The sequence below is a fragment of the Olleya marilimosa CAM030 genome (assembly GCF_000518485.1).
GTDB lineage: Bacteria > Bacteroidota > Bacteroidia > Flavobacteriales > Flavobacteriaceae > Olleya > Olleya marilimosa.
The window spans coordinates 129,405-141,590 of record NZ_JADR01000009.1; the positions used below are offsets into that span (position 1 = coordinate 129,405).

Sequence of the window (12,186 nt, forward strand, 5' to 3'; positions counted from 1 at the left end):
CATATAAATATAATTTTAAACTACTACTTTAAACTAGCCAAGCTACTTTTTAATGTTTCTATTTTAGCTAAAGCATCTGCTTCTTTGTTACGCTCATTAGCAATTACTTGCTCTGGTGCACCAGCTACAAAACGCTCGTTAGACAGCTTTTTTTGTACAGACTTAAGGAAACCTTCTGTGTACTTTAATTCTTCGGTTAACTTAACAATCTCAGCTTCCACATCTATTGCTCCATCCATTGGAATAAAATACTCGTTAGATTTTACTCTAAAGGTTAAAGCCCCTTCTACAGGTTCATTTACATATTCAATAGTTTCTAAATTACCTAGCTTTACAATAACTGAATCAAAATCTGAATTAGAATTTTCATTGTTTATAACTGAAAAACCAATAGCATCTTTAAAAGCAATATTCTTTTCTTTTCTAACGGTTCTTATTCCCGAAATCACTTCCGAAGCAAATTCAAATTGAGAAATCAACTCCTGGTTTACTGGTTTTGCTTCTGGCCATTTTGCAACAATTAAAGCTTCCTCTGGAGAACGCTCTGCTATATATTGCCAGATTTCTTCAGTTAAAAAAGGCATAAATGGATGTAATATTTTTAAGTTATCCTCAAAAATAGTCATCACCTGTTTATACGTTGTCGCATCAATTGGTTGTTGATATGCTGGCTTTACTATTTCTAATAACCAACCACAAAAATCATCGTAAACTAATTTATAAATAGACATTAAAGCACCGCTTAAACGGTATTTACTAAAGTGATCTTCAATTTCTACTAATACTTCGCTAAATTTAGATTCGTACCACTCAAGAGCAATTTTACTTGATTCTGGTTGTGGTATAGTTTCGCTTACTTCCCATAAATTAGTCAAGTTAAAGGCGTTCCACACTTTGTTTCCAAACCCTTTCCCTTGTTGGCACAATGTTTCGTCAAACATTAAATCGTTTCCTGCTGCACTACTTAATAGTAATCCAACACGAACACCATCTGCACTATAATCTTCAATTAATTTTAAAGCGTCTGGTGAGTTCCCTAAAGATTTAGACATTTTACGACGTTGCTTATCACGTACCAAACCTGTTAAGTACACATTGTTAAATGGCTTTTGATCTTTATACTCATAACCTGCAATAATCATACGTGCTACCCAAAAGAATAAAATATCTGGTCCAGTTACTAAATCGTTTGTAGGATAATAGTATTTAATGTCTTCGTTTTCTGGATTACGTATACCATCAAAAACAGACATTGGCCATAACCAAGAACTAAACCAAGTGTCTAATGCATCAGTATCTTGTTTTAAATCTGTTGCTTTTAAATTTGCTTTTCCTGTGACTTTTTGTGCTTTTAAAACAGCATCTTCTATAGTTTCGGCAACTACAAAGTCTTCTTTTCCATCTCCATAGAAATACGCAGGAATTTGTTGTCCCCAAAGTAATTGACGTGAAATATTCCAATCACGAATATTCTCCATCCAATGACGATAGGTGTTTTCAAATTTCTTAGGAAATAATTTAATTTCAGCATCATCACCAAGTACAGCTTCAATTGCTGGCTTAACCAACTCTTCCATTTTTAAGAACCATTGGTCGCTTAATCGTGGTTCGATGACTGCTTTAGTACGCTCACTAGTTCCTACTTTATTCATGTGCGTTTCAGTCTTTACTAAAACACCTGTTTCTTCTAATACTTTTGCTACATTCTTTCTCGCAACAAAACGATCTTGACCTTCAAATTGCAATCCAAAACTATTTAATGTTGCGTCTTCATGAAAGATATCAATCACTTCTAATTTGTGTTTATCTCCAAGATTTTTATCGTTTTCATCGTGAGCAGGTGTTACTTTTAAACACCCTGTTCCAAACTCGATGTCAACATAGTCGTCTTCAATTATAGGAATCACACGATTACAAATTGGCACTATGGCTTTTTTTCCACGTAAGTGTGCAAAACGTTCATCTTCTGGATTAATACAAATTGCTGTATCTCCAAAAATAGTTTCAGGACGTGTTGTAGCGATAGTTAATGTATCGTCGCTTCCCTCAATTTTATAATTTATGTAGTAAAGGTTTCCTTGACGCTCTTCGTGGATAACCTCCTCATCAGACAAGGTTGTTTTTGCTTCAGGATCCCAGTTTACCATACGGTAACCTCTGTATATTAATCCTTTTTCATGTAAGTCCACAAACACTTTAATTACAGCTTCAGACATATCATCATCCATTGTAAATTTAGTGCGTTCCCAATCGCAAGAACATCCTAATTTTTTAAGTTGCTCAAGGATTACGCCTCCATATTCTTCTGTCCATTCCCAAGCGTGAGCCAAAAACTGGTCACGTGTCAGGTCATTTTTGTCAATACCTTGTTCTTTTAATTTAGCAACAACCTTTGCTTCTGTAGCAATTGACGCGTGATCTGTACCAGGAACCCAACATGCATTTTTACCTTGTAAACGTGCACGACGTATTAAAACATCTTGTATGGTATTATTAAGCATGTGTCCCATATGCAAGACTCCTGTTACGTTTGGAGGAGGAATTACAATTGTGTAAGGCTCTCTGTCGTCTGGTTCTGAATGAAAATAATTATTTTTCATCCAGTAGTCATACCACTTATTTTCTGCTTCAATAGCATTATATTTTGATGGAATTTGCATACTTTGGAATAGTTTTTGAAATATATCTTACAAAAGTACTTATATTTCTGTTTTTGTGAAATTATAACGATGAATAATGTATAGTTAAATATGTTATAAGTATTTGCAAGTATGCATTACATCTAATAACTTTGTAAAATGGATTAAAAGTAATTAGATTTACAAACCAATAAAAATCAAAATACAATGAAAAAATTATTTACAATATTATTTATCGGATTGATTAGTTTATCGATGAATGCTCAGGACAAAGTAGCAAAAATAGAGTTTAAAGACACTACTATTGACTATGGAACAATTAATAAAGGTGATAATGGTATTAGAACTTTTGAGTTTACAAACACAGGAGATGCACCTTTAATTATAACTAAAGTTAGCTCAAGTTGTGGTTGTACTGTGCCTAAAAAACCAGAAAACCCTATCATGCCAGGAGACTCTGGAGAAATTGAAGTAAAATACGATACACAAAGAGTGATGCCAATTAGAAAAACAATTACTGTTTTATCTAACGCTGAAACACCTACAGTATCTCTTAAAATTAAAGGGGAAGTAATTGACCCATCTAAAACTAGTGTTTTAGAGAAAAAAGGTAAAAGTGTAATGGAGCAATAAACCGTTATAAATTATATTATTCTAAGCCGAAACAATAGTTTCGGCTTTTTTATGCTTAATATTTATTCTACAGGAGATTTTAATCTAAATTCAAACGCTTTTTCATAACCATGTCTTACTAATAACAATTTAATTTTAGTACCTGATTTTTTATAAAAATGATTAACAATTTGATTTAACTTTAAATCAAAAGCGTTTTTACTATTAATAGATAAAATCACATCTCCTTTTTGAACACCAGCCCAATAGGCTGGAGAGTTTTTAACTACATTATGGATTACAAAAGTGGGTTTTAATGAAAAATCACGATTAGTCTTAACAATGCTATTAACAGACAATGTGTTTGATTTTTCGCTTCTAAAGTGCGCATTATTTTCTTCTACATTAATCTCCATTACTACCCTTACGCCATCATGTTCTACTTGTAAGCCACTTTTATTATAGCTAAAAGCATTATTAAAACTACTGTTTTTCTTGAAAGTAATTTTAGCGTTTGAATAATCAACTATTAAGTTGAAGCGTTTTAAAATTTCGCCACCAATAGTCCCATCTCTATCTTTAAATTTTTTAACAGCATTTACCATAACCGAGTCTGGAAAAGCAACCTTAGGTTTATTGATAATAAATTGATTTATATTAAGCGCTTCTATTTTAGTTCTTTTACCATAAACATCTCCACTAAGTCCAGAACCTAAAAAATCTTCAAAATACTTGTCATTAAGCACTAAACCTTTGGTTTTGTCTTCAAACAACCACAAGGCATCACTACCACCAGAATCCATCAATAATTTTACAGGTATTAACTTGTCTTGTATAGTAACATTTGCATTTAGATAAGGTCTATTGTCTTTAAACTCTAAGTCTAAAACCTCACACCTGTTACATTTTTTATATTTATATCTGGTTGGATTGTATAATTTAATATACCTACTAGCGTAATTTATTTCTACAATAAAATCTTTAAATATATCATAGCCAATTATACCATCAATAGGTGTTCCTAGCTTAGGTGCTAAGTTAATTCTAGAATCAAATACAGCAAAAAGTGTTTGATCTGTATTGATTGCTTCTCCAATTTTAAAGGTATTATGACTTGATCTTAAAGCGTCAATATAGTCTCCATCACCAAGACCTTTAATCTTTATTTTTTCTGAATTTAAAATTTTCAAAGAATCTGAACCTTTTATAAAATTAAAAATAATAGGTTTACTAACGCCTGTATCTAGCAAAAACTTTAAAGCAACACCATTAACCTCGATAGGAATAAGAATGACATTGTTAATAAGCTCAAATTTTATTTTTTGAGATTTCACATTATCGTTTAACTTATAGTTACTCTGAGCTTTAGCATAAAAACTAAGTGTAATCAAAATATAAATAAATATTTTAGGTATGCGCATCCATGATATTGTAAATTATGTCTTTAATAAAATTACAAATCTTTTAACTATAATCTGTTTTAAAAGGTCTTTTTTTAAAGAAACTTTACAATTATTTTTCGCAAATTTGTAGCCTAAACGATATGTAATGCCAAAAATTTCTCAAAAAGGGCAATCAATGCCACAGTCACCAATAAGAAAGTTAGTTCCTTTTGCTGAAAAAGCATATAAAATGGGAAAAACTGTTTACCATTTAAATATTGGACAACCAGATATTAAAACACCACAAGCTGCACTTGATGCAGTAAAAATGCATGGATTAGATATATTAGCCTATACAAGATCAGAAGGGTCTGAAGAGTATCGTAAAAAAATTGCCAACTATTACGAAAAAAATGATATCCATGTAAAACATGACGATATTATTGTAACAACAGGTGGTAGTGAAGCGTTACTTTTTGCTTTTGGTAGTATTATGGATGTTGATGATGAAGTCATTATTCCAGAACCTTTTTATGCTAATTACAATGGTTTTTCAACCGCATCAGGTGTTAAGGTTGTACCTGTTATTTCTAAAATAGAAGACAATTTTGCCTTACCTCCTATTGAGGAGTTTGAAAAACTTATCACACCTAGAACTAAAGCAATATTAATCTGTAATCCAGGAAACCCTACAGGTTATCTATATTCTAAAGACGAAATAAAAAAATTAGCCTCAATTGTTAAAAAACATGATTTGTTTTTAATAGCAGACGAGGTATATCGTGAGTTTGCTTATGATGGAGCAACACACTACTCTATCTTACAAGAGCCAGATTTAGACAACCACGCAATAGTTATAGACTCTGTATCAAAACGTTACAGTATGTGTGGTGCAAGGATTGGATGTTTAGTATCTAAAAGCAAAGACGTTATTGCTACAGCTTTAAAATTTGCACAAGCAAGATTAAGTCCACCAACATTAGCACAAATAGCTAGTGAAGCTGCTTTAGAAACACCACAAAGTTATTTTGATGATGTAATTGAAGAATATGTAGAAAGACGCAACGTCCTTATTGAAGAATTACAACAAATAGAAGGCGTACAAGTTGCCAACCCAAAAGGTGCTTTTTATTGTATAGCACAATTACCTATTAAAAACAGTGATGCTTTTGCACAATGGCTTTTAGAAGATTTTGATGTTGATGGCGAAACCGTTATGGTTGCACCAGCTGCAGGTTTTTACAGTACTCCTGGAGTTGGGTTAAATCAAATCCGTATTGCATATGTACTAAATCAAGATAGCTTAAAAAAGGCTGTAAACATTATTAAACAAGCTTTAAAAGTATACAAAGACTAGTGCAAATTTTAGACAACATATCTTTAAAACCATACAACACATTTGGTATAGATGTTAACGCTAGACAATTTGTAGCAGTTAATACAATCCAAGATTTAAAATTTATTTATTCAAATTATAAGAATACTAATAAATTTATACTTGGTGGTGGTAGCAATATGCTACTTACTAAACCTGTTGATGCGTTAGTAATTCAACTAAATTTAAAAGGTAAATCTATTATTAACACGAGTGAAAATCATGTTTTAATAGAATGTCAAGCTGGCGAAAACTGGCATGAATTTGTTTTATGGACTTTAAAACAAGATTTTGGAGGTTTAGAAAACCTGTCTTTAATTCCTGGTAATGTAGGTACTAGCCCAATACAAAATATTGGCGCTTATGGAGTGGAATTAAAAGATCATTTTTATTCTTGCAACGCTTTAAATCTTGACACTTTACAAATTGAAACGTTCTCAAAAGCGGACTGTGATTTTGGATACAGACATTCAATTTTTAAACAAGAAGCAAAAGGAAAATATATTATTACAAGTGTGGTTTTTAAATTAAGCATTAAAAACCACACTTTACATACTAATTATGGCGCAATAACTAATGAGTTAGAAGCCATGAATGTAAAGCAACCAACAATACAAGACATCTCTAATGCTGTTATTGCTATTCGCGAAAGCAAATTACCTAATCCAAAAATTATTGGTAATTCCGGAAGTTTTTTTAAAAACCCAGTAATTTCAAAATCTCAGTTTTTACAATTACAGGACAATTTTAAAGATGTACCACACTATATTGTAACTGAAAACGAGATTAAAGTTCCTGCTGGATGGTTAATTGAAACTGCAGGCTTTAAAGGGAAGACCTTTGGAAACTATGGTGTGCACAAAAAACAAGCTTTAGTATTGGTAAATTACAACGATGCTAAGGGAGAAGATATATTAAATCTTTCAAAATTAATACAAAATACTATTTATCGTATCTTTAATATTTCAATTGAAGCTGAAGTAAACATTTTTTAAAACAATATAAAATAACTTCATTTTAAATTAGTTAAACTAACAACCACAATATTATAGCTTGGAATTTTCTTTAGAAAAACATATAATTACACATCTAAAAAATGGCGACAAACAAGCCATTAACTTGTTATACGAAAACTATGCTGATGCATTATTTGGAGTCATAAAAAAAGTGATTTCTGATGATGACTTAGCACAAGATGTGCTTCAAGAGACTTTAATTAAAGTTTGGAAAAAAGGTAAAAGTTACAATCCAGATAAAGCCAAATTATTTACTTGGTTATATCGTATTGCATACAATTCTGCAATTGACAAAATTAGATCAGTAAATAATAAATCTAATAAAGAAGTCCAAATTGAAGATTCAAACGTATATAAACTGACAACTAATAGTTTAAACGAGGATGTTTTAGATATCAAGAAACATTTAAACACCTTAGACGAAAAGTATCAGATTGTTATTAATGCGCTCTTTTTTGAAGGCATGACGCAACAAGAAGCGAGCGAAGAATTAGATATACCATTAGGTACAATAAAATCAAGATTAAAAATTGCGTTACGTGAATTGAAAAAAATTTACAACCCTTAATTGTAAAAAGTGATGAATCAAAAAGTAAAAACATTTTTAGCCACAGACTTATTAGACAAGTATCTAATAGGTCTAACTACAGCTTCAGAAACTTTAGAGGTAGAGCATTATATATCAGAATACCCACAAGTAAAAAAAGCATATCAAAAGCTTGAAGAAAAGCTTGAGTTTACTGCGCAATTAAACGCAGTTAAAGCACCTAAATCTATCCTAAACAATGTTTTAGATAGCTTAGACGATAAACCAGTAATAACATTAAAACCTGCTAAATCAAAAAAATGGTATAGCCTAGCAATTGCTGCCAGTGTCGCTGCACTTTTATTTGCAGGAACCTCTGCTTATTTACTTAATCAAAACAACAATTTAGTAGATGAAAATCAAACTATTGCAGATGAAATTTTTGACTTAAGAAGTGACATTTCTAATAACAATAGTACATTAAATCAATTATTAGAACAGTTTAAACAACTTAATAATCCTGAAACAGAAAAATATGTCTTAACAGGAAACACTAGAGCAAAAAATCTTAAAACGGTTGCTTACATTAATCCAGAAGAAAAAAAATCTATGATTGATGTTGTATCCTTACCGCAATTACCTGATGATAAGGTTTATCAAATTTGGGCTAACCTACAAGATAAAATGGTTAGTTTAGGTGTATTAAGCGAAGCAGATAGACGCTTACAAGAAATTCCTTATACAGAGGACGCTTTAGGATTAAGCATCTCAATAGAACCTAAAGGAGGAAGTCAAATAAGATCAAACGACACTCCTGTAGCAGAGATCTCATTAAAATTGAATGACTAGTATATTTAAAAACACAAAAAAGCCTCATAAATTATTATGAGGCTTTTTTGTATAGCTATAAATTAGCGTATTAGTCCTTACTAAATAAAGCTTTATGTATCAATCCTGCTACTATAGCTCCTGCAATTGGAGCTAACCAAAACAACCATAATTGTCCCATATAATCTCCTCCTTCAGCAAACAAAGCTTGACTAGTAGATCTTGCTGGATTAACTGACGTGTTAGTAATTGGTATACTTATTAGATGTATTAAAGTCAAAGCAAGACCTATTGCAATACCAGCAAATCCTTTAGGTGCTTTTGGATAAGTACTTCCTAAAATTATTAACAGAAAAAACATAGTCAATATAAACTCAGTCAGTAAAGCAGACATCATAGAGTATCCATCAGGTGACAATGCATCATAACCATTAGCAGCAAAACTACCTGCTCCAGTAAATCCTGCCTTACCAGAAACAATATACAGCAATGCTGCAGCTGCTAAAACTGCACCAACTAATTGCGCGATAATATAACCTGGTAATTCCTTTGCTGGAAATTTACCTCCAGCCCATAAACCAATAGATACTGCTGGATTAAAATGCGCACCAGATACATGACCAACAGCATAAGCCATAGTTAAAACGGATAATCCAAAAGCCAAAGCTACACCAACAAATCCTATACCTAAATCTGGATAGCCAGCTGCAAAAATTGCACTACCACAACCACCAAAAACTAACCAAAAGGTTCCAAAACATTCTGCTAATAATTTTTTCATAATTTAATTGATTAAAAGTTAAGGGTTTAAGGTATTTAAAAAAATCTAATCTTTAACACTAACTATTACCTTGAATAAAAAAATCGATTAAACAACAACTTTATTAGACCTAAAAATGATAATCCCTTATATAGGTTTGTTAAAACCTTAATTTTATTCTTTAAAATTAGTATCTTTGTAGCCACAATAAAAAGCAACATAATTTGAAACTTTTACTACTTACATTAGGTCTTCTAGCATTAGGTTTTGCTGGAATAGCAATCAAAATTTGGGCAAAAAAAGATGGTAAATTTGCTGGTACTTGCGCAAGTCAAAATCCAATGTTAAATACCACTGGAGAGTCTTGTGGATTTTGCGGTAAAACACCAGACCAATTTGATAATTGCAACGAAACGCAACACTCTTAATACATGCTAATACTTGAGGTTTTATTCTACAGTTTTGTAGCTGTAGTTGTTGTTCAAGTGTTATACTATGCTGTATTATTTGGTAGTTTTGCATTTTCAAAAAGCATATCAACATCTGCAAACAGCAATCATCCTATTTCTGTAATTATCTGTGCAAAAAATGAAGCAGAAAACATCAAACATTTTCTACCTAGCATATTAAATCAGACTTACCCGAATTTTGAAGTCGTATTAATCAATGACTCCTCTCATGATGATACTTTAGATATTTTCGAGGATTTTAAATCTAAGCATAGCAATATTAAAATTGTTAATGTTAAAAATATTGAAGCCTTTTGGGGCAATAAAAAATATGCGCTTTCTTTAGGTATAAAAGCAGCAACACACAATCATCTATTATTTACAGATGCAGACTGTCAACCAGTATCTAACCAATGGATTGCTGAAATGAGTAAAAATTTTACTAATGAAGACACCATTGTTTTAGGTTATGGTGCCTACAATAAAATTAAAAAATCATTTTTAAATAAATTAATCAGATTTGAAACGCTTTTAACAGCAACACAATATTTTTCTTTTGCTAAAGTTGGTATTCCATTTATGGGTGTTGGTCGCAATTTAGCTTACCACAGAGATGAGTTTTTTAAAACCAACGGTTTTATCAATCACATGAAAATCAGATCAGGAGATGATGATTTGTTTATAAATGAAGCTGCTAATGCAAAAAACACAGCCATTTGTTATAGCAAAGACAGCTTTACGACTTCAATCCCAAAGTCATCATTAAAAGATTGGTTTAAGCAAAAACGAAGACATGTCTCCACTGCAAAACACTATAAATTTAAACACCAATTTTTACTTGCTACCTTTTACATATCGCAAATACTATTTTGGTTTTTAGCAATAACACTTGCCATAACCACTTATTTATGGCCATTTGTATTGGGTTTAATCCTTTTAAGATTCATCATTCAGTTTTTAACCTTAGGGTTTTCTGCAAATAAATTAGACGAAAAAGACACTATAATACTATTACCTATCTTAGAAATAACCTTGATTGTATTGCAATTTAGTATCTTTATAGCCAATAAAATTTCAAAACCAAATTATTGGAAATAGAAGAAGCAATAAAAAGAGCCAAACAAAACGACCAAAAAGCGTTTAATTATTTACTACACAATTATTGGGATAAAGTTTATGGTTTTCAACTTAAACGCATCCAAAATGAAAACGATGCAGAAGACATCACTATTCAGACCTTTTCAAAAGCTTTTGATAAAATAGAGTCTTATGATAGTAAATACGCTTTTAATACATGGCTAATTACTATTTCAAAAAACATCCATATTGATATCATTAGAAAACAAAAAAACAGCATAAAACAAGCAATTACAAGCTCAGATGATAATGCTGTTTACCAAGTTGTAGATGAAACCCCTTCTGTTGAAGACAAACTAATAACAGAGCAAAATTTAGCAAAATTACTACGTGACATAAAAAAGCTAAAGCCACATTATCAAGAAGTAATAAATCTTAGATATTTTCAGGAATTAAGTTATAAAGAAATTTCAGACGAACTTAAAGAGCCTATAAATAACATAAAAGTAAAATTACTTCGTGCTAAAAAATTACTAGCAGAAATTATTCAGAAAAAGTAACATTTAACTAAGCTTACTTTACTCCTACTCCTTAAATTTTAACCAAAATACTTCGTATCTTTGCATCTACAAAATTGCAACTATGAACACAGAAACTGCATCTAATATATTACCCGAAAGACAACCTAAACCAAAATGGTTACGCGTTAAACTACCAACAGGTAAAAAATATACCGAATTAAGAGGATTAGTAGACAAATACAAATTAAATACTATTTGTGCTTCTGGAAGCTGTCCTAATATGGGAGAATGTTGGGGAGAAGGAACAGCAACTTTTATGATTTTAGGAAATGTTTGTACCAGATCTTGTGGTTTTTGCGGTGTAAAAACTGGTCGTCCAGAGGATGTAGATTGGGACGAACCGGAAAAAGTAGCACGTTCTATAAAGATTATGGGAATTAAACACGCTGTATTAACCAGTGTGGACAGAGATGACCTTAAAGATATGGGAAGCATCATGTGGGCAGAAACTGTAGATGCTGTTAGAAGAATGAATCCTCAAACAACTTTAGAAACATTAATCCCTGATTTTCAAGGTGTAGAGATGCATATTGACAGAATTATTGATGTAGCTCCAGAAGTCGTTTCTCATAACATTGAGACTGTAAAAAGACTAACCAGAGAAGTCCGTATACAAGCTAAATACGAAAGAAGTTTAGGTGTATTAAAATACTTAAAACAACAAGGTCAACGCAGAACAAAATCTGGTATTATGCTAGGTCTTGGAGAAGAGCGCGAGGAAGTTATCCAAACCCTACACGACTTGCGTGATAACGACGTAGATGTTGTAACCATAGGTCAATACTTACAACCAAGTAAAAAACACTTACCTGTTAAGCGTTTTATCTTACCTGATGAGTTTAAAGAATATGAAGAAATTGGGCTTAAATTAGGATTTAGACATGTTGAAAGTAGTGCATTAGTGCGCTCTTCATACAAAGCACAAAAACACATAAATTAAA

At 31.6% G+C, this 12,186-nt stretch carries 12 protein-coding genes; 9 read left to right on the plus strand and 3 right to left on the minus strand.

Features of this window, described 5'->3' with window-relative positions; all coding sequences use genetic code 11:
* Positions 1 to 23: 23 nt before the first annotated feature.
* Entirely contained in the window at positions 24 to 2,660 is a 2,637-nt protein-coding gene (locus tag M890_RS0111720) for a valine--tRNA ligase (protein WP_028283719.1), read from the minus strand.
* 186 nt (positions 2,661 to 2,846) lie between these two features.
* Between M890_RS0111720 and M890_RS0111725 the strand changes: the two genes are divergently transcribed.
* Positions 2,847 to 3,272: a DUF1573 domain-containing protein gene (locus tag M890_RS0111725; protein ID WP_028283720.1), complete on the plus strand. Its 426-nt coding sequence runs from the start codon at positions 2,847 to 2,849 to the stop codon at positions 3,270 to 3,272.
* 62 nt (positions 3,273 to 3,334) lie between these two features.
* Here M890_RS0111725 and M890_RS0111730 read toward each other — a convergent pair whose 3' ends face one another.
* Positions 3,335 to 4,585 carry a retropepsin-like aspartic protease gene (locus M890_RS0111730; RefSeq protein WP_232219151.1) on the minus strand — a complete coding sequence of 417 codons (1,251 nt, stop codon included), beginning with the start codon at positions 4,583 to 4,585 and terminating at the stop codon, positions 3,335 to 3,337.
* A 214-nt stretch (positions 4,586 to 4,799) separates the two neighbouring features.
* Between M890_RS0111730 and M890_RS0111735 the strand changes: the two genes are divergently transcribed.
* The 4 genes from M890_RS0111735 to M890_RS0111750 are packed head-to-tail and all read left to right on the plus strand — an operon-like array spanning position 4,800 to position 8,399.
* Complete coding sequence (locus tag M890_RS0111735) at positions 4,800 to 5,990, plus strand: pyridoxal phosphate-dependent aminotransferase (protein ID WP_028283722.1); 1,191 nt, start codon at positions 4,800 to 4,802, stop codon at positions 5,988 to 5,990.
* On the plus strand, positions 5,990 to 7,003 hold the full coding sequence (murB, locus tag M890_RS0111740; RefSeq protein ID WP_028283723.1) for a UDP-N-acetylmuramate dehydrogenase: 1,014 nt from the start codon (positions 5,990 to 5,992) through the stop codon (positions 7,001 to 7,003). The genes M890_RS0111735 and murB overlap by 1 nt, the downstream gene beginning before the upstream one ends.
* A gap of 58 nt (positions 7,004 to 7,061) precedes the next feature.
* Positions 7,062 to 7,592: an RNA polymerase sigma factor gene (locus tag M890_RS0111745; RefSeq protein ID WP_028283724.1), complete on the plus strand. Its 531-nt coding sequence runs from the start codon at positions 7,062 to 7,064 to the stop codon at positions 7,590 to 7,592.
* Positions 7,593 to 7,604: 12 nt separating this feature from the next.
* Positions 7,605 to 8,399: an anti-sigma factor gene (locus M890_RS0111750; RefSeq protein ID WP_028283725.1), complete on the plus strand. Its 795-nt coding sequence runs from the start codon at positions 7,605 to 7,607 to the stop codon at positions 8,397 to 8,399.
* A 70-nt stretch (positions 8,400 to 8,469) separates the two neighbouring features.
* On the opposite strand, the gene aqpZ is transcribed toward M890_RS0111750, so the two are convergent.
* Positions 8,470 to 9,159, minus strand: coding sequence for an aquaporin Z (gene aqpZ, locus M890_RS0111755; protein WP_157243287.1), 690 nt, complete (start codon positions 9,157 to 9,159; stop codon positions 8,470 to 8,472).
* Positions 9,160 to 9,362: 203 nt separating this feature from the next.
* Here aqpZ and M890_RS0111760 point away from each other — a divergent pair, with 203 nt between their 5' ends.
* The 4 genes from M890_RS0111760 to lipA all read left to right on the plus strand — a co-directional run bounded on the left by M890_RS0111760 (position 9,363) and on the right by lipA (position 12,185).
* A complete protein-coding gene (locus tag M890_RS0111760; RefSeq protein ID WP_028283727.1) occupies positions 9,363 to 9,566 on the plus strand; it encodes a hypothetical protein in 204 nt (67 codons plus the stop codon).
* 3 nt (positions 9,567 to 9,569) lie between these two features.
* Positions 9,570 to 10,685 (plus strand): glycosyltransferase, encoded by a 1,116-nt coding sequence (locus tag M890_RS0111765; RefSeq protein ID WP_028283728.1) that lies wholly within the window; start codon positions 9,570 to 9,572, stop codon positions 10,683 to 10,685.
* Positions 10,676 to 11,224, plus strand: coding sequence for an RNA polymerase sigma factor (locus M890_RS0111770; protein WP_028283729.1), 549 nt, complete (start codon positions 10,676 to 10,678; stop codon positions 11,222 to 11,224). Before M890_RS0111765 ends, M890_RS0111770 begins: the two co-directional genes overlap by 10 nt.
* Before the next feature lie 82 nt (positions 11,225 to 11,306).
* Positions 11,307 to 12,185 (plus strand): lipoyl synthase, encoded by an 879-nt coding sequence (lipA, locus tag M890_RS0111775; protein ID WP_028283730.1) that lies wholly within the window; start codon positions 11,307 to 11,309, stop codon positions 12,183 to 12,185.
* The last annotated feature ends 1 nt before the right edge of the window (position 12,186 follow it).